The organism is Paenibacillus sp. NRS-1760, from assembly GCF_050467785.1.
Classification (GTDB): domain Bacteria; phylum Bacillota; class Bacilli; order Paenibacillales; family Paenibacillaceae; genus Pristimantibacillus.
Genome location: NZ_JBITPK010000024.1, coordinates 53,731 through 71,979, shown reverse-complemented (window position 1 = coordinate 71,979; position 18,249 = coordinate 53,731). Strand labels below are relative to the sequence as shown.

15 protein-coding genes are annotated in these 18,249 nt (G+C 46.2%); all 15 read right to left on the bottom strand.

From position 1 onward, the window contains the following. Positions 1-43: 43 nt before the first annotated feature. The 15 genes from ACIFSR_RS33040 to ACIFSR_RS32970 all read right to left on the bottom strand — a co-directional run bounded on the left by ACIFSR_RS33040 (position 44) and on the right by ACIFSR_RS32970 (position 18,085). The gene (locus tag ACIFSR_RS33040) at positions 44-1,765 is read right to left on the bottom strand and encodes a dihydroxy-acid dehydratase (protein ID WP_430063400.1); all 1,722 of its coding nucleotides are present in this window, start codon (positions 1,763-1,765) and stop codon (positions 44-46) included. 2 nt (positions 1,766-1,767) lie between these two features. Continuing rightward, positions 1,768-2,745 carry an aldose 1-epimerase gene (locus tag ACIFSR_RS33035; RefSeq protein WP_430063398.1) on the bottom strand — a complete coding sequence of 326 codons (978 nt, stop codon included), beginning with the start codon at positions 2,743-2,745 and terminating at the stop codon, positions 1,768-1,770. A 14-nt stretch (positions 2,746-2,759) separates the two neighbouring features. Continuing rightward, the gene (locus ACIFSR_RS33030; protein WP_430063396.1) at positions 2,760-4,106 is read right to left on the bottom strand and encodes a hypothetical protein; all 1,347 of its coding nucleotides are present in this window, start codon (positions 4,104-4,106) and stop codon (positions 2,760-2,762) included. 49 nt (positions 4,107-4,155) lie between these two features. Further along, positions 4,156-4,935: an SDR family NAD(P)-dependent oxidoreductase gene (locus tag ACIFSR_RS33025; protein WP_430063394.1), complete on the bottom strand. Its 780-nt coding sequence runs from the start codon at positions 4,933-4,935 to the stop codon at positions 4,156-4,158. Between the two features lie 36 nt (positions 4,936-4,971). Further along, positions 4,972-5,802, bottom strand: a complete 831-nt coding sequence (locus tag ACIFSR_RS33020; RefSeq protein WP_339205068.1) for a carbohydrate ABC transporter permease — start codon at positions 5,800-5,802, stop codon at positions 4,972-4,974. A 9-nt stretch (positions 5,803-5,811) separates the two neighbouring features. After that, positions 5,812-6,678 carry a carbohydrate ABC transporter permease gene (locus ACIFSR_RS33015; protein ID WP_083681827.1) on the bottom strand — a complete coding sequence of 289 codons (867 nt, stop codon included), beginning with the start codon at positions 6,676-6,678 and terminating at the stop codon, positions 5,812-5,814. 68 nt (positions 6,679-6,746) lie between these two features. Next, positions 6,747-8,072 (bottom strand): ABC transporter substrate-binding protein, encoded by a 1,326-nt coding sequence (locus ACIFSR_RS33010; RefSeq protein WP_076267358.1) that lies wholly within the window; start codon positions 8,070-8,072, stop codon positions 6,747-6,749. Between the two features lie 152 nt (positions 8,073-8,224). Next, the gene (locus ACIFSR_RS33005; protein ID WP_430063391.1) at positions 8,225-9,799 is read right to left on the bottom strand and encodes a response regulator transcription factor; all 1,575 of its coding nucleotides are present in this window, start codon (positions 9,797-9,799) and stop codon (positions 8,225-8,227) included. Further along, positions 9,796-11,616, bottom strand: a complete 1,821-nt coding sequence (locus ACIFSR_RS33000) for a cache domain-containing sensor histidine kinase (RefSeq protein WP_430063389.1) — start codon at positions 11,614-11,616, stop codon at positions 9,796-9,798. The genes ACIFSR_RS33005 and ACIFSR_RS33000 overlap by 4 nt, the downstream gene beginning before the upstream one ends. A gap of 392 nt (positions 11,617-12,008) precedes the next feature. Further along, positions 12,009-13,889 carry a molecular chaperone HtpG gene (htpG, locus tag ACIFSR_RS32995; protein ID WP_339205071.1) on the bottom strand — a complete coding sequence of 627 codons (1,881 nt, stop codon included), beginning with the start codon at positions 13,887-13,889 and terminating at the stop codon, positions 12,009-12,011. 265 nt (positions 13,890-14,154) lie between these two features. Further along, the gene (locus ACIFSR_RS32990; protein ID WP_430063387.1) at positions 14,155-15,213 is read right to left on the bottom strand and encodes a polysaccharide pyruvyl transferase family protein; all 1,059 of its coding nucleotides are present in this window, start codon (positions 15,211-15,213) and stop codon (positions 14,155-14,157) included. A 16-nt stretch (positions 15,214-15,229) separates the two neighbouring features. Then, positions 15,230-16,351: a glycosyltransferase gene (locus ACIFSR_RS32985; protein WP_430063385.1), complete on the bottom strand. Its 1,122-nt coding sequence runs from the start codon at positions 16,349-16,351 to the stop codon at positions 15,230-15,232. A gap of 6 nt (positions 16,352-16,357) precedes the next feature. After that, complete coding sequence (locus ACIFSR_RS32980) at positions 16,358-17,050, bottom strand: glycosyltransferase family 2 protein (protein WP_430063383.1); 693 nt, start codon at positions 17,048-17,050, stop codon at positions 16,358-16,360. Further along, the gene (locus ACIFSR_RS32975; protein ID WP_430063381.1) at positions 17,026-17,901 is read right to left on the bottom strand and encodes a glycosyltransferase family 2 protein; all 876 of its coding nucleotides are present in this window, start codon (positions 17,899-17,901) and stop codon (positions 17,026-17,028) included. The genes ACIFSR_RS32980 and ACIFSR_RS32975 overlap by 25 nt, the downstream gene beginning before the upstream one ends. Beyond that, positions 17,885-18,085 carry a hypothetical protein gene (locus tag ACIFSR_RS32970; protein ID WP_430063379.1) on the bottom strand — a complete coding sequence of 67 codons (201 nt, stop codon included), beginning with the start codon at positions 18,083-18,085 and terminating at the stop codon, positions 17,885-17,887. The genes ACIFSR_RS32975 and ACIFSR_RS32970 overlap by 17 nt, the downstream gene beginning before the upstream one ends. Positions 18,086-18,249: the final 164 nt, after the last annotated feature.

The window sequence follows — 18,249 nt, the reverse complement described above, 5'->3', positions numbered from 1 at the left end:
TTCCCCCTCGAATCACTCCATGTATGTGAATGACTAACTCCCACTAACCTCTTCCGACGGTTGGTTCTATAAATTTTGCTTCCTCTTTGGAATTTGGACGCAGAAAAGCAAGGTCGCAGCCTTCGTCGGCTTGCAAAACATGATCCGCATGCAGCTTCATAAACCCTCGCTTATGGGGACGAACAGGCGACCAATCCTGCAAACGCTCGCGTATTTCCGCGTCCGTAAGCTCTACACTAAGCGTACCGTGATCGAGGTCTACCACTATCCAATCTCCGCTTCGAATGGCAGCGATAGGCCCTCCAAGCTGGGCTTCCGGCGAAACATGCAAAATATTCGTACCAAAGCTTGTTCCACTCATTCGGGCGTCGCTGATTCGTACCATATCCCGAATTCCCTGCTTTAACAGCTTCTTCGGAATTGGCAGCGCTCCCCATTCGGGCATCCCTGCTCCCACCGGTCCACAGTTTCGCAGAACTAACACGGAGGTCTCATCCACCTCCAGCTGCTCGCTATCAATGGTTTCATACATCTCTTCATAGCTATCGAATACTATGGCTTGGCCTCTATGTTGATGATTGATTAAGGAACTAGCTGCTCGTTTCAGAATAGCTCCCGAAGGAGCCAAATTACCTGTTAGTACAGCAATGCCCGCTTCCACTTTATAAGGTTCGGCCAGAGAATAAATAACATCATTCCGGTAAGAGGGATAATCGCGATAACATTCTTCAAGCGTAGTTTCCAGTGCACTCAGACAGGTCGCATCGAGCTGGGGCAGCAGCCTGCTGATCACAGCGCCAAGTCCGCCTGCTTCAAAAAAGTCATCCATACTGTGCTCTCCACTTGGTTGAAGATTGACCAAAAGCGGAATTTCACTTGATCTTTCTTCATATCTCTTTAAGGGGATATGGATCCCGAGTCGCCCTGCAATCGCAGTTAAGTGGATAACGGCATTGGTAGAGCCGCCAAGCGCTGCCAGCAGCTTGATGGCATTATCAAATGCGGCTTCGGTCATTAGACGAGCCGGAGTCAACTCTTCCCTAACCATCGCAACAATTCGTTTGCCCGTTTCTTCGGCTGCCCATTTACGGCTGGCATGCGTGGCCGGAATCGTGGAAGTGCCCGGCAGCATCATGCCGAGAATCTCCGATAGGCATTTCATCGTAGAGGAGGTACCCATGACGGGACATCCTCCCTGCGTGCATGAAATGCATTTCTCCAGCTCGTTCCATTCCTCGTCTGTCAGAAGGCCCGCATTGTAATCATCCATCAGCTTCCAAAGATCCGTCCCATAATTCACTTTCTTCCCGCGAAAGGAACCCGATGCCCGGTGTCCGGCAGCAAGCTGCAGCGAAGGAATATTGCTGCTGGCTGCACCCATAAGCTGGGCGGGTGTTGTCTTATCGCATTCGCAAAGCAGCACTGCGCCGTCAATCGGCAATGCCCGAATGGATTCCTCAACGTCCATCGCCATCAAATTGCGATAAGGCAGATCCGAAGGCTTCATAAAATCAGCAGGCGTCGTGATCGTATGCATCTCAAGCGGGTATCCTCCGGCAAGCAGCACTCCACGTTTGACAAATTCGACTAATTCTTTATGGGGTGCATTACAGCTATTCAAATCACTCCAGGAGTTGAAGATGCCAATTATCGGCTTGCCTACAAATGATTCGGGAACATGCCCATTAGCCCTCATGGCCGACAGATGCTGGAATCGCGTTTCCTTTGACGGGTGTTTAAACCATCGGTCACTGCGCAAAGACATGCTCAGATCACCTCTTCAATCCGAATTCGTGTTGTTGTTGTCACTTGCTCGCCAGGCTGAAGAACACGGAAGCCCGTCAGCTTCTGCGGAAGCTGCAAGTTTGGTGCATTCGTTATCCAGGTATAAGGCTCTGGGCACAAATAACCCTGCCGTGCATCATGGTTGTAGACCACCCAATGCTTAAATTGCTCGTCCGCGCTGTACACAACGCGAATGCCGGAATTCAGATCGGTTAGCACCGCTTCATTGGCTCCCGTTCCTGCTGTCTGAAATGCATCGTCCAGCGCGTGTTCGACTAAGCTTTTCCCCTCGCGCAGCTCATCCAAATAAGGAATATCCACTAGTTCCCCGGTTGGCAAGAAACGTTCGTCCAGCACCCACTGCTTATCCGCATTCAGAGAAAATCGACACTTCGCCATATCCCCAGAGCGGTCGAACGGATAATTAAAGGTCGTATGATAGCCCAGTCCCCAAGGAAATGGCGCGGCATCCTGGCTGCTGATTGTCGCTTTAATCGTGAGCGTTGTCCGCTCCAAGATGTAACTCATTTGAACACTAAATGAATGTGGAAACCGATTTAAAATCGCTTCATGCTCATCGGAATAAATGATCGTCTCCAGTACGATCCTCTCTCCCTCTGCCTCTGCCCGTAAAATCTTCCACGGTGCATCAAATAATAAGCCATGGGTATGATTGTGTTCAGCAGCATCATTAATATCAAACTGATAGTCCCTGCCATTAAATGCAAACCTGCCATCCGCAATGCGATTGGGAGGAAAGAGGATCGGCAGGCCATACAAGATGGGATCTGCCTTGTACAATTCTTGATTTTCTGGAAATCGCAGCAATTCAAGATCTTTATTTTTTAATCGCAAAGATAATAGGTTACTTCCCCAAGCCGGTACCAGCGTGAACGCCAGCTCCTCATTCTGTACCCTTATTGCCGTTTCACCATAAAGCTCAAACTGTTCGATAGCCAATTCTGCCTGCCTCCTTAATTAAAGTGCTGTCTCATCGCAGCAAGGCTAGGCAATTTAAGAATATCATCCAGCAGCGCACGAGCCTGTTTCTCGGAACGGGTCCACGGATCCATCATAATTAACTGGACAAGATCTTCAAAGTTCCCGCTATCATAGGCCTGCAGCTCAATTTCCACCGGAGCGACACGGTCACGAAGCGCAAAGTTAATCAGAGGCTTAGGCAAGCCTTTGGTCTTAATGCCTTGAACGCCGATTCCACTGACGTAACAAGGAATTTCCACCTGAAAATCGAGCGGGATGCCCGGCACGTAGTTGCTGTCATTCAATATATTAAGGATCATCACTCTAGGCACATCACAGGCTATCGCTTCAATGAACGGAATCATCGGTTCCGACGAATGCACCGGCGGGAAATGATCCATAACTGCTTCTGTCGTATTTTCGGAAACCTTCCGGATCCTCTCTACGCCAGCTGCACCTCCCGCGAAGTAAAGATCCCGCCACCAAGCCTGAGGGTCTTCCTTATAGAGTTGCTCCGTCTCTTGATCCGCATGGTGCCAAGCCGGCCAAGAGCCGCCACCCGGATTTCCCGTATCGCCAATTGGAAATACGCCGAATTTCTTATAGAGATCAAGCGCTTTGGGACCTAACCAGTCGCAGGTAGCGCAGTTCTCAATATAAGCAGCCGATTTTTCTTCGATCCAACGATCCAAAATAGGAAATGCATTTTCCCCTTTGTACCGGAACTCGGTCAGCCAAATAAAGTGATTCACGCCTGGAATCTCATACGTAATATGATTCGGGTCGAGTCCGATCACCTCAGCCACAGCTTTTACCCCGTTAGAACCATGGCAGAAGCCTGCCAGCTTGGCCTGTGGATACTTGCGCTGCAAGTAGGTTACGCCCGCCATGACTGGGTTGGACACGAGCATATACCAAGCGTCCGGACAAATTTCCAAAATATCCAGCATAACCGATTCCATCAGGCGCAGCTGATCGAAATTAATCCAGAAACCTTCGTCATGCATCACATGCAGGCTCCCGCCAAACCGATAACCGTGCTTCTGGGCAATATCCCATCCGTCCTTCAAGCGCTGATGGCCTCCGACTAGCGCAGCAAGCACGACGAAGTCGGCTCCACTTAGCGATTCTCTCCGGTCCGTCGTCTTCTCCAGCACCAGATGGATATTAGCTTCTTTGGCGTAGCGTTCGCAAAGGGAATATGCGCTTTCCAATCTCTGCTCATCGATATCCATAAAGCTGACGACACTGCCTTCAAGAGAAGGCGTCAAGCAGATGTCCTTGATTAGGCTGAGGGAGAACATCGCAGATCCTGCTCCGATAATACTAATTTTAGCCATAGGTATAACCTCCATATGAGAGTGAATGATTTTGAATGAGGGCTTGTTATCAAATCGCAGCCGATGCTGCTCCGTCAATGCTTAAATTAGAGCCGCTAACGACAACAGATTCGTCGGAGGCTAGGAATAACACGGCGTACGCAACCTCGCGCGTCGTTGCCATTCTTCCGAGCGGCTGCTGCTGTTTAATGATCGGGTACAATTTATCCATTCCGCCCATGCTTTCGGCGAGACGGACGTTCATATCGGTCTCCACCCAGCCTGGCGAAATCGAATTGCAGCGGATGCCCTTCTCGGCATAGGAGACGGCAATCTCTTTGGTCAAACCAATAATGCCTGCCTTGGAAGCAGAATAAGCGGTATAGCCAGGCTCCGTTAAAGAGGCCATGACCGAAGATGTATTAATGATAGAGCCACCATTTCTCTTGAGCATCTCAGGGATCGCCTTTTTGCACATTAAGAACATCGACTTTAAGTTAACCTGCAGCACTTCATCCCAAGTTTCTTCCTCATAATCCAAAATATCGCCCACAGGCATAATGCCCGCATTGTTAAAAACGATATCAAGCCCTCCGTAAGCGCTGACTGCTCGTCCCACAGCTTCTTCAGCTGTCTTCATCAGGCCGACGCTGCCGCATACGATCTCGCAGCTTCCGCCCATTTGGCGAATTTCCGCAGCAACCTCATTTAACTTCTCCTCGTTGATGTCGACCAGGATAAGACTCGCGTCTTCTTCGGCAAAGAGCAGTGCTGCTCCCTTACCTATTCCTGCTGCCGCTCCTGTAATAATCGCTACCTTTGAAAAGAGGCGTCCTTGCTTCGTACTCATGTGATGACATCCTTTCCTGTCCTCATTCGATATCGTTTATTTAACAGCTCCGATAACCAGCCCTTTACGAATATAGCTTTGAAAAATAATATAAATCGCAATGGGCGGCAGTGAAGCAAGCAACAGCCCTGACAATAACAGCGGGTAGTCTGAGCTGAACCGATTGAGCACAGTCGCCACCGCAACGGTTACAGTCTTTAAGCCATCCGATTGCAAATAGATCAGCGGGGTTAACAAATCGTTCCACCAGTTCGTCGCATTAAAGATCGATACCGTGACCACGCCCGGCAAGCTCATGGGCAAAATCACTTTGAACATCGCCTGATGATATTTGGCACCGTCTATTTTTATCGCTTCGAGCACTTCGTCGGGCATGGCTCTCATTAGTGAAGTGAGTAAGAAGACCGTGCTCGGAATAGCCGAGACAGACCAGATGGTCACCACGGATATGATATGGTCAGTCCAGCCGATCTTTGACATCAACAAATAGTTTGGAATGATAAAAGTAATACCCGGTATGGTCATCGTAGCGATCATAATAATATAAAACCCGTTGCGGTATTTGAATTTTAGTTTGGCAAAAGCATAGGCTGCCGGAATTGACAAGGCTAGGGAAGCAACTAAGCTAAGTCCCACGTAGACGAGCGTATTGCCAAACAACCGAACGAGAGAGAAGCGATAAATGAGTGCGATGAAGTTATCAAAATACCAGGTTTTTGGAAGACCCATCGGATGTTTGATATATTCTATCGTCGGCTTCATACTGCTGATAGCCATGTAGAACAACGGATACATCGCCATGAAGGCAATGACAGCGAGCACGATAAAGATCAGAAATCTAACCATTCTTCTAGAGGCTGTTTTCATAATGTCCTCCTATTGCTCCAAGCGCTTGGATATTTTCAACTGAATCCAGGTAATGAACATAACAATGAAGAACAAGAAAACCGACAGCGCGCTCGCATAGCCCATATTTCCGCTTCGGAAAGCTTGAATATAAATCATATAATCGATTGGTGTTGTCTCGTAACCGGGCCCGCCACCAGTGATCGAATAAACAAGGCCAAACAGCCCGACAAAAACGTAAATAACATTGACGATCGTAAAGTAAAATATCGCTGGATATAACGACGGTATGACGATGTACATTAATCGCTGACGCCAATTGGCTCCGTCTATTTTGGCCGCATCAAACAACTCATTGGAGATCGAAGATAGCCCCGATAAAAAAATGAGCGTTCCTTGGCCCAGCGTCTGCCAGTAAAAACATAGAATCAAGATCATAAATTCGGTCGGCACCGTATTCAGCCAATCCGTCGTAAACGCGCCAAGTCCGGCATTTTCCAGAAGCGTATTCACGATCCCTTTGTTCGTAAACATGGATTTTGCCAAAAAACCGATAACGACCGAGGAGAGGATCGCCGGCAAGTAATACACCGAACGAAACAAGCGCCACCCCGGAACCTCCTCATGCAGCAGAACCGACACCGTAAGCGATATGAACAAGATGCCCGGTACCGATAATAAAAAGATCAGATTGTTGCGCAGCATAAGCGGCAAATCGCCATTACTAAGGATCGTCTTAAAATTATCCCAGCCAACAAACGTAGAAGTGACCCCGTCCCATTCCGTAAAGCTATGAAAAAACGTGTTGAACATGGGATAACCTACGAATACAGCTAGTAACAGAAAAGCCGGCAGCAAGGAGAACAAACCTACCCATCGTTCTTGCTTGAGACCCATCCTTCTATTCCTCCTTGCCTTTTGGTAGAAAGCGACCTCCTTTCCTATGAAGGCCGCTCCTTAACCGCCTATTTATTTTTTAGAAGCGAATCGCGTTTCTGGTCGATTTTTTTCATAAATTCCTCTGCCGTCATCTTCCCGCTGGAAACCAAGGATTGCAGCGACATCATCTCGCTTGTCAGCTCCGCTGGGTAAACATTGTCCGGCCAGAAAATAGTGCTAGGTTCGTTGGCCATATCCTGCATCGTTTTCACTAGCGGATCGGATACGTATTCGTTCACATCCACATCGTTGACGACTGTAATACGTGCTTCGCCCGACTTAATTTTGTTGATTTGCTCTTCCTTGCTCATCAGGAATTTGACGAAATCAGCCGTTTCTTTCTTGTGCTCCGAGTAGTTTGTCACCACAAACGCAGCACCCACCCCGCCAGGACCGCCATCGTGGATTTTGACATCCTCGCTGAAGTCTGGAATTTTCATAAAGCCGACCTTGTCGCCCATCTCCTTGCTGAAGTTCAAGATGTCCGCATTTGCGCCAACCGTCATGCCGAGCTGCTCTTGAATAAACAGTTGTCGAACTGAATCATCGGCAATGACCAAGTTTTTCTCGAACAGCTCGCGCCAGCCCTTCATCACATTCACCAGCTTAGGATCGGAGAAATTGGTTGTCCCTTTGACCAAGCTGTCGAGGCCCGGAATATCCACCGTTTGAGCAATCCAATAGTCCGGTACATGAAGGAAGCTGTCTTTAAATAAACCAAGCGGTGTAATATCCTTCGTCTTCACTTTTTCCAGCATAGCTACAAACTCTTGAAAATTTTTCGGGCGCTGGGCAATCGGATCGATTCCGGCATCCGCAAAAATTTTCTTGTTATACGCTAGAAGAAAAGTTCCGTCTGTCCCAAATGGAACGCCATAGGCTTTTCCATCGGCCGTAAAGTCTTCCGTTGTTGCACTCCATCCAACGATTCTGGATCTTTCTTCGCCTGAAAAGTAACTATCCATCGGCTCTAAAAATTGCTTAAACCGAAGCATATACGAACCTGACCAGAGTACCGTTAAATCAGGACCGTTCTTGGCAATGCTGGCCGTTTGGAATTTAGCAAACAGCTCATCTCCGGAAGGAACATCCTGCACATCAATCTTCACATTGGGATGGGCCTTCTCATACCTTGCAACGGCCTGAGAAATGTAGAAGTCTTCTTTTTTCTTCGCTTTGTTATTTTCATCAATGGTCGCAAACCCTGAATTCCAGAAAACAATATTGACCTTCTCCTGTCCTTCCCCACCTGTAGAAGCGCTTTCATTTTCATTCTTGGAACATGCAGAAAGCGACATTGTAACCAGCATCATTAAAGCTATACTTAAAACAGACCATCTTCTCATTCTCATGGAAACCTTCCTTCTTTCGTTAATTGATGTCTTGCTTCCTAGTATAGAAGCTTTCCATAAGCAGATGAATCTCCTAAGCCAACCATTTGATTTATCACTTTATATCCGAAGAGGATACCATTTATCATTTTTCAAGCCGCAGTTAACATCTTTTAATTCTTTTCAGCATCTGCATAGTGTGAGGGTGCAATCCCCTTAATTTTCTTAAACATGCGGGTAAACGAGCTTAGGTTTAAGTAGCCCAGCTTGTCCGAAACCTCAGTTAAGGTCATTCCGCTGCGGATCATCGTTTCGGCCTGCTCCACCTTGGCTGTCAAAACAGCGGTGCTGAAAGAAATCCCTTTCTCTTCCTTATATATTCTGCTGAGATATACAGGGCTTACTTTAAGATTCATCGCGATGGCATTTAAACTAATTTCATCAAACCTGTGCTCTTGAATAAACATTTCGGTGGCTTCAACAAACTTCTTTCTTTCATGGCCGTTCTTCTCTTTGAATGCCGGTTCCTGCAGCACATGGATAGCGTTGTATAACAAATGCACCGCTTGCGTTAATGAAACGCAGTCCAGCAGCTCAGATCTTTGGAAATAAGTCTCCGATGGACGCCGTCCCGACATTTCGCAGATTTGCTTCAGCTGGAATAAAATATCCTCCAGTACATTGTGCAGCAGGTTTGGTTTGGGATATGGCGGGCCGACGACCTGCTTGAGGTTTGCCAGCAGATCTCCTACCTGCTCGTATTGAAAGCTGGACAGTTTGTTCATTATCGCCTTTTTCCAAATAAAGACGGCATCGGAAAGCGTTGCTTCAGGCAGCTCGCCCTGAAACAGGTGGTCATTTTCACAAAAATATTTGAGGCTTAGCAGGTCGCTAGCAAAACGATCATACACGGTCCACTCCCGCCAGTCTGTAAACCTTTTACTCACAGCAATGGATAGAGTATGGCCCATATACTGCGAAACCGAGTCGATCAACAGCTTCGGGTCGATATCCGAGCTATTCGTGCTGCTCACCAATACATGCCATCGGTTATCATTTATGTTTTCCACGAACCCAATTAACCTGCTGCGGTAAAGTTCAACAGCCATATGGTCAATCGAATGGCCTATTTTAACGATTTCTTGGGAAGTTAATTTGGATTCATCCTGAGAAGGATCTAATGCCACAACCCATGCCTCATATTCTCCCTTTTGCAGAAAATATTTATACTCTCCCAGCTTCTCGGCAAACGCTTCTGTCTCTTCACTGTTATACAAGCCGTGCAGCCAGTCTCTTAATAAGCTGGCTTTACGAACGAATCTTGAACCCGCTTCCGGCGTCCCTTCTTCCTGAAAATGATGCTCCAGCAGCTTGGCTTTCATCTTCGCTGTCAGCTGCTTCAAAATAAGCTGAAGCTCTTCAATTTCCATCGTTGATTTTACGATGAAATCATGAACGCCCAGGCGCAGCGATTTGCGAACCGTTTCGAAATCTTGATTGCAGGTCAAAATAACAAATTCCCCGTCCGGATTTAAGGGCTTTACCTTCTCAATAAAATCAAGCCCATTCATTCTGGGAAGCAAAATATCCACAAGTGCGATGTCCGGCAGAAATCTCTCGTACAGCTCAACAGCTTCAACTCCGTCTCTGGCTTCGCAGACGACCTCCAGCCCCATTTCAGACCAAGGAATTAATGATTTGATCCCCATTCTAACTAGCATATCGTCTTCAATAATCATCACTTTCATTCCGAATCTCCTCCATTATGATCGATATAGGGAAAGGTAAGCGTTACGTTCGTCCCTTTACCCACTACACTTCGAATTTCGATGCCATACCTCTCGCCATACTCCAGCTGCAAGCGACGATGCACATTTTTAAGCCCAATCCCCGAGGTTCGTTCCTCATCCTCGTACTCATTGGAATCCATTATCAGCATACCGGCAATGTAGCCTTCTTCAATTCCGACTCCGTTATCTATAACCTCCACCCGTACCTGCTCCCCTTCCATCGCGCAAGTAATCGTCAGCTGTGGCGTAATTCCATCAAGATTAGTAAATCCATGCATGATTGCATTCTCGACAATCGGCTGCAGCGTCAGCTTCAATATTCTTGCACCCTGCACCTCATGCGGCACATCCCATATCGTTTCAATTTTGATGAACATCCGTTTTTCCTGAAACGCAATATAGCTTCTGACATAATCCATTTCCTCACCGACCGTGCTCCATATGGTTCTTGATTTGCTTAGTGTATAGTTCAGCATGCTGCTTAAATTAACAAGGGTCTGGGCAATCATCTTCTCGCCCTTCATTTCCGCCATCCAACGGATCGAATTAATCGAATTATGCAGGAAATGAGGCTTGATCTGGGACAGCAAGAGATTGAGCTCCAGACTCGACTTTTCCCGTTCATCCGTTTTAATTCGCTCAATCTGTTCATTAATCCGGCTTAGCATTTGCTGAATGCCCGAGAATAAAATTTCGATTTCCTCCAAGCCTTTGTATTGGAAGTTTCCAATGACATCCTGCCCCTGCCCAGCATCATTAAAGCGTATTTTCCGAACCATCCTCGATAAATTCAGTACAGGTATCATCGCTTTTCTTGTGAATATATACAGGATAAGTGAAATCAAAAGAATGGACGACACGGTTACCGTGAGCGTATGGCTCCACAATTGCTTAGTGGGACTTGCCAAAAGCTCTTCCGGCGTTAACGCAATTAAATACCATCTTAAGAAGGGAATGTTTTGGATGGAGCAAAAGTAGCTTTGGCCGTTCCACTGAATCAGAAAGCTTTCATATCCCCCACCGTCCACCTTCGCCTTCGATATCGCCTGTCTGGAGAGCTCCTTCAGGCGGTCGTCATCATCTTCGCTAGAAATGAGCAATTCGCCGTCTTCCTGACTTATGAATGCAAGGGTTGAGCTGTTCAGTTGAATTTTGCGCAGCAGCCGCTGAAATAAGCTCTCGTTAATTTCTACGTTTAAGAGGCCTAGCGCCGAATTGCCTTGTACAATATTTTTAGTAAAATAAAAAGCGTTCTGCCCCTCCGAGAGATCGTGAAAGTTGGGGCCTACATTGCGATACATGACGTTATTATCATAAGGTATCCTCTCGGAAGGCCAATTAAACTGCTGCACCACTTGCTTTAACCGTTCAACTTCTGTGTCATGCAAAACGCTATTGCTGAATACTTCCCCTTGATCGTTAATAATTTGTACGTATAAAGGCACCCTTAACCGATAAGCAGCAGTGAACGACTTCAGCCGGTCTCTGACCGCCTGTTCATTTATGGAAGCATTATTATCTCGACTTAACAGCCTCTGTAATTCCTGATCCTGCGATAAGGTGCGAATATAATCCTCGATATGGTTCACATAAAAGTCCAAGCTGATGGAGAGCGACTCCATATTGCTCGAAACCGATTTGTCGTACAACGTTTCCACTTGCTTAACTGCTCCTTTGCCCAACATATAACCTTGGATAAGAACCGGAACAATAATAATACACATGAGCAGCAATATAAGCGTAATCAAGTTTAGCCGGCGTTTTATCCGTATCATCTATAAACCCTCCTCTGCGGCTTCACATTTATTCATGCAATGAATATTGTGTATTTATTTGTTTATTTATTTGTTTCTGCATTCTTATTCAATTATTTCTTATCTTGTAGTGCTATTATATCCGGAATAATAATCAATACCATGATTTATTATATTTTGCGCAAGCACAATACTCGCCTCGAGTAATTTTATCGGTAGCTATCTCAACTATATCAAAGCCAGGGGCTATGCTCCCTCTAACCAACATCGCGCAGCACCAATTCTAGAATCAGCTTCGTCTCTCGACATTTTGAGCTTTCGATCCGCATCCATAATTGTTCTGTCGTAGAAAAAAAAGCCCGTACGGGAATGACCCCGTACGGGCTTTTTACACTTGCTTGTCGCTTGCTCTATTAAACCATTACTTTGCAAATATCGTTCGTAAACGCAACTGGATCTTGAATTGGCAAACCTTCGATGAGAAGCGCTTGGTTGTAAAGCAGGCTTGTATAAAGAGCCAGCTTCACTTTATCCTGCCCAGCAGCATCCTTCAACGATTGGAATATTTCATGGTTCACGTTAATTTCGAGCACCTTGTCTGCTTTTACTTCTTGGTTGTTCGGCATCGCATTCAATATTTTTTCCATTTCAATCGTTACTTCGCCTTCAGTGGATAAGCACACAGGGTGTGTTTTAAGGCGTTTTGAAGCTTTTACGCTTTTTACTTTATCGTTAAGAATTTCTTTCATCTGCTCGAAAAGCTCTTTATTGGCATCCTGCTCTTCGGCCGTTTCCTTGTCCTTCTCGTCCTCTTCAATACCAAGATCGCCACTTGATACCGACTTGAATTCTTTATCCTTATACTTCGCAACCATCTTGATGGCAAATTCATCAATATCGTCCGTGAAGTACAGGATTTCAAAGCCTTTATCCGTTACCAGCTCGGTTTGCGGAAGTCTATCAATCCGCTCAATCGATTCACCGGAAGCATAATAAATGTACTTTTGATCCTCGCTCATTCTTGACACATACTCGTCCAGTGTAACTAGCTTCTTCTCTTTCGAGGAGTGGAACATAAGCAGGTCTTGAAGCACTTCTTTGTTAACGCCGTAATCGTTGTATACGCCGAATTTCAGCTGTCTGCCGAATGCTTTGTAGAACGACTCATACTTCTCTCTGTCATCCTTCAATATGCCAAGGAGCGCGCTTTTGATCTTGCTGTTGATGTTCTTCGCAATCAGCTTCAGCTGACGGTCATGCTGCAGCATTTCACGTGAAATGTTGAGCGATAGATCCTCCGAATCAACCATACCTTTAACGAAGCTGAAATAATCAGGCAGCAGGTCTGAGCATTTATCCATAATTAGAACGCCATTTGAATAAAGCTCCAGCCCCTTCTCATATTCCTTTGTATAATAATCGAAAGGTGTGCTCTCTGGAATATACAAAATCGCATTGTACACAACAGCGCCATCCGCACTAATATGAAGATGCTTGATCGGTTTGTCGAAGCCGTAACGTTTTTCAAAATAAAACTGATCATAATCTTCCGATGTCAGCTCATTTTTATTTTTACGCCAGATCGGCACCATGCTGTTAACGGTTTGTTCTTCTTGATATTCCTCAAACTCGTTTTCTGCATCTGCTTTAGGCCGTTGGCCCTTCACATCCATCTTAATTGGGTAGCGAATGAAATCAGAATATTTTTTGATGATCGACTTCAAACGGTACTCTTCCAAGTACTCATCGTATTGATCATCTTCGGTGTTTTCCTTAATATTAAGTACAATTTCCGTACCAACGGAATCCTTCTCGCATGACTCAATCGTGTAGCCGTCGGCGCCAGTTGATTCCCATTTGAACGCCTCATCGCTGCCAAGAGCTTTGGTCACAACGGTAACCACATCCGCCACCATAAATGCAGAGTAGAAGCCTACGCCGAATTGGCCGATAATGTTATGTCCATCCTTAAGCTCATTTTCCTTCTTAAAGGCAAAAGAGCCGCTCTTCGCAATAACGCCAAGGTTATTCTCCAGCTCTTCCTTCGTCATGCCAATCCCTGTATCGGTGATCGTTAATGTTCGGTTTGCCTTGTCGGCAACGACTTTAACATAATAATCCTCTTTGTTAAATACCATTTGGTCATCAGTTAGCGCTCTGTAATATAGCTTGTCGATCGCATCGCTGGCATTCGAGATAAGCTCTCTCAAAAAGATCTCGCGCTGCGTATAAATGGAATTAATCATCATTTCCAGCAATCGTTTCGATTCTGCTTTGAACTGTTTTTTGGACATGGATAGATCCCCTTTCCATTCATCAATAATTAGTAAGCCTAAAGGTAACGCAACAGGAAGGCTTGTTCAATGTTTATCAAACCGCTACCTTATATTTTAGCACTCAAACTCATTGAGTGCCAATCCTTCTTTTTATATATCATAAACTATTTTTCGATGTCAACCTTCTTCCTATAATATCCATCCTTTGTCTATTAAAAAAAGAGCTGCCCCGAAGGTTAATAAACCTTCGGGCAGCTCCTATTACGCTGTTGCAGCTATTTCCTCAAAACAGTTCTTCTTGAAATGGCTGTTTCAGCAGCTCGCGATAACGGCTCTGATGCGAATAAAACTTTTCGCGAATCATATCCGTTTCTTTTTCAATTTTGGCTACTCTGTACAGAATGTTTTCGCCAAGTGCCGTATCGCCGGTGGAGAGCACATAATCCTGAAGATCCACCGAGCAGCCAAAGTCTATGCATTTGAATCGATATCCAAGGCTTACGAACGGCACCCCTGCCGCTGCTGATAGGTAACTAGCATGCAATTTGAAATTGATCGTCAGCGTATAGGACTTAAGCTTCTCCATCAAATCCTCATGATGGTACAGCTCCAAATCAAGATCCACATTCGTCTGGTTTCCCAGCTTCGCATATAGACGCCTGCAAGCTTCTCTATCAGGACCCCAAACGGAGAAAATATTGACGCGATAGCCCTGCGATATTAATATACGCAGCGCCTCTACCAATTGCTGCTCTACCTTTTCCTCGTTGCCGCCGAATATTCGATTATAAGCTGTTCCCCAGTTCACACCAATCGTTCTGCTAGCCTGCTTATTCTTGCGAGGCGACGGTGCAGGCAGCAGAAATGCCGGGTCACCGCTTATGATCGCCTGATCCATTCGGACGCCAGAATCCTCGAGAAACTGATAGGACAACGGACCTCGGACGCCGCAATATTTTGACATCTTCACTAGCTCAGCTAATTTCTCATTCGTTGCTAGGTTCTCACCGGTGTAGGCCAAATGGGCTGCGACCTTCCCCGAGGCATCAAATACAGGAAACTCCTGTCTGTCATGACCGCTGCCCCAAATCATTACTTTTTTATGGTTCCGTGCCGCTTGGTAAGCAACATCGATATAACCTGGAATGAGCAGCGAGCCGCCGCCGAGCACGACAACATCATACGGACCCGAGTTCCGAATATCTACGCCCGGTATTGACGGAATGACATCATATTTTTTCTCAGGCAGATACGCTCTGCACAGGTCGCGAAACAACAGCCACATTAACTCATCACCAACATTGTTAAACCCTAACCAGCCTACATACAAAATTCTTTTCATTGCGTACCGCCCTTCATTAAATCTCTCCAATTGCTGAACGATACACGCTCATCATTTGATCAATGGATTGATCGATATGAAACTCACGTTCCACCCACCGTCTTCCCTCTATTCCATTAGCGCGCAGCCCCTCCAGCCTGCGGCATCCATCTGCAATCTCGCTTGCAAACAAATAACGGGAATAAGCAGCAGACGAACCGTGGTCTCCAAAATAGTTAAGCCAAGCCTGCTCATAATTACTCGGCTCCACCCAGCCAAAATAGCCATGGTTGCCAATGGCAAGCACTGGCTTCTCGCAAGCCATTGCCTCCAGCGCAACGCGTCCCGTACCGACAACGATATCTGAAGCATTGTAATACTCTCGCATTTGAGATTGTTTCCCAACCATATGAATGAAGCGTCTTCCGCTTTCCGCCTGAATAAATTCCGCAAGTTCTGAAATTGCATTATATTTAGGGCCATCCCCGACAACAACAAGCTCAAGCTTATCCCACCCATAACGATAAAGATCCTTCATCGCCCGCAGCAGGACATCACATGCTGTTGCCTTTCCCCAAGCCAAGCGGCTAGCATACATAAGTACAATTGCATCTTCAGAAATACCTAAGTCTGAGCGAAGCTTTGCGCCGCTGGATGGATAAAACTCCGCTAGATCGATGCCATTCGGGACAACGATAGACGGAAAGCCAAGCCGCGTGATGTAGCTTTGAAGAGGAGCACTTACACATATGACCGATTCCGAGTAAACAAGCAGCGATTTTAGAGCAGTTTGCGGATAATAGGTGCCATGAACGGTAAATATAGACGGAATTCCTAATAGATTAGCTGCCTTTGCCGTAAACAAACCTGATGGAGTCTGATGCACATGAACGCAATCTACTTTCTCGCTTCGCATAATTTCCTGCAGCCTAACGATTCGCTCCGTTTGAACTGACACTCCAGCTGGCTGGAATTCAAACAAATATACATGGCACCCGGCATCCTCAAACCGAAACCGCATAGGGCCGTCCGCGGCAATTATACTCACTCTTTGACCTATTTTTATTAGTGCTTTTGCTAGACTTAATACATGTGTTTCCGTACCACCGGCATCCATACTGTCCAGAGCCATTAAGACGGATAACGGTGAGCCTGCCATTTCACCTCACTCCTTTTTCGCATAAAAAGCCAATGAACGTTGGCTCGCATGCAGACGATAGTAATAAAGAATTTCAGGAATATTTTCAATACGAGCTTTGTTATTCAAAAATTTAACGATGAACTCATAATCCTCCGCCCCGACAATTCGTCGGCTCAATCCTCCAATTTGATCAAAAGCATCGCCGCGAAACATGATCGTCCCATGGCAAACACAGTGACCGCCGCTGCGGTAAACATCATGAATATCATCACCGAAACGCAGCCATTTTTCCTGAACGTACTGCCTCTTCTCGGCCTCATCAAAGCTAGCGTAGCTCGTTCCTACCAGTGCAACCTCTGCATGGCTTTGGAGATACGCTACTTGTTTCTCTAAACGCTGCGGATGAGAGAAATCGTCCGCATCTTGTACCGCGATATATTGTCCGCGAGCGTGGAAGAAACCCGTCGTAACGGCTCCAGAAAACCCAATATTTCTAGGAAGTCTAACGAGTACTATAGATTCTGTACCTGCTACTCCGTTCGCTTCGCACCAAGCCTCGATAACATCCAGCGACCTATCGGTCGATGCGTCATCTACAATGATGATTTCTTTATTCAAATATGTTTGACTCATCAAGCTGTCCAAACATTCAATGAGATATGCTGCACGATTATAATTTGCAATAACGATACTTACTTTTCCAAATTCCCGCTGCACCCTATCTCTCCTTTCTTGCCCTCTCTCCTATGAATGGCATGCAAAGCCTCAAAATGATCCCCTATTATTTGCATCGTTGCAATGGAATGGTTTCCTCCGGCATTGTTGTGTTTGCTTGGACGATAACGATTTAAGCGATCAACTTCTACGCAGTGAACAGGCGTGACGGTTAACCCACCGAGCAGTCCCAGCGCATAAGCCTTCGGCGGACATAATAAATTGGACCATTGAATAACATTAAGCGCCCGCCTATTCAGCGCGAATGGAACATGTACGAGTGAAGCATTCGCCAGATCCTCGCGGCCAACTGCCATATTCAGTGCTATTTTCAGCGTTGTCACGGCACTCCAAGGCATGCGCATGCTGAGGTGGTAATCCAGCTTATTAACAGCCAGATCACATTCGCTTAGCAGCGCATTAGGAAAAGGAGCAAGCTCCTTCCAAGGGATATGAAAATCACCATCCACAAACAGCAGCGCATCGCCAGTGGCTGCATATGCGCCAATAGCTCTACCAACATCCGTTCCGAGCGACTCCTGAAAAACGATAACCGAAACGCCAAGCTCTCTAGCAATACTCTCAGTACGATCATTACAGCCATTAACAACTACGATAATTTCAGCTGGCGACAGCAATATAGCCTCTTGAATGACACGCCCTATTGTCCGCTCCTCGTTTTGAACGGGTATAATCACTGACAAGCGCTGGTGAACCCCGCGCCGATTGCCTGCTTGGGAGAAATCTCTTCCTTTTCGTAAAGGAGGCAGTACATCCTTATCCGCGATCAATCGCTCGACATAGTCACGCCTTCTTCCTGCATCCGTACAGCCATTCCTATAAAATCCGGACATATTCGATGACCCGCAAACGTATCAACACATCTTCCGTCCCACCGTATCCAGGTACACGCAAGGTTCGAACCACAACGTATGAGAAGCCTACCGTCAGCAGCACACCTGCAACCACATCCCCATTAGAGAGAATAACTTCTACATCTCTCCCTAGGTACGTGCGCAGCTTCAAATAAAATGACACCTAATCAACTCCTACCGTTTGATACCCTCATCCTATTCGCTAGATTAATAGTGAGAACGGCATACGACTATTTTGAAAAAATTTTCATAGAATAGGCAAAAAAAAGAGAAGCCCTCTTTCCCACTTTATCAGTGAGTTCGAAGGCTTCTTCCTTGTCATTCAAT

Excerpts from the sequence above, each read along its gene's own strand:
- ACIFSR_RS33040 (WP_430063400.1), bottom strand. The coding sequence starts at position 1,765 with ATGTCTTTGCGCAGTGACCGATGGTTTAAACACCCGTCAAAGGAAACG.
- ACIFSR_RS33030 (WP_430063396.1), bottom strand. The coding sequence starts at position 4,106 with ATGGCTAAAATTAGTATTATCGGAGCAGGATCTGCGATGTTCTCCCTC.
- ACIFSR_RS33025 (WP_430063394.1), bottom strand. The coding sequence starts at position 4,935 with ATGAGTACGAAGCAAGGACGCCTCTTTTCAAAGGTAGCGATTATTACA.
- ACIFSR_RS33020 (WP_339205068.1), bottom strand. The coding sequence starts at position 5,802 with ATGAAAACAGCCTCTAGAAGAATGGTTAGATTTCTGATCTTTATCGTG.
- ACIFSR_RS33015 (WP_083681827.1), bottom strand. The coding sequence starts at position 6,678 with ATGGGTCTCAAGCAAGAACGATGGGTAGGTTTGTTCTCCTTGCTGCCG.
- ACIFSR_RS33010 (WP_076267358.1), bottom strand. The coding sequence starts at position 8,072 with ATGAGAATGAGAAGATGGTCTGTTTTAAGTATAGCTTTAATGATGCTG.
- ACIFSR_RS33005 (WP_430063391.1), bottom strand. The coding sequence starts at position 9,799 with ATGAAAGTGATGATTATTGAAGACGATATGCTAGTTAGAATGGGGATC.
- ACIFSR_RS33000 (WP_430063389.1), bottom strand. The coding sequence starts at position 11,616 with ATGATACGGATAAAACGCCGGCTAAACTTGATTACGCTTATATTGCTG.
- htpG (WP_339205071.1), bottom strand. The coding sequence starts at position 13,889 with ATGTCCAAAAAACAGTTCAAAGCAGAATCGAAACGATTGCTGGAAATG.
- ACIFSR_RS32990 (WP_430063387.1), bottom strand. The coding sequence starts at position 15,213 with ATGAAAAGAATTTTGTATGTAGGCTGGTTAGGGTTTAACAATGTTGGT.
- ACIFSR_RS32985 (WP_430063385.1), bottom strand. The coding sequence starts at position 16,351 with ATGGCAGGCTCACCGTTATCCGTCTTAATGGCTCTGGACAGTATGGAT.
- ACIFSR_RS32975 (WP_430063381.1), bottom strand. The coding sequence starts at position 17,901 with ATGTCCGGATTTTATAGGAATGGCTGTACGGATGCAGGAAGAAGGCGT.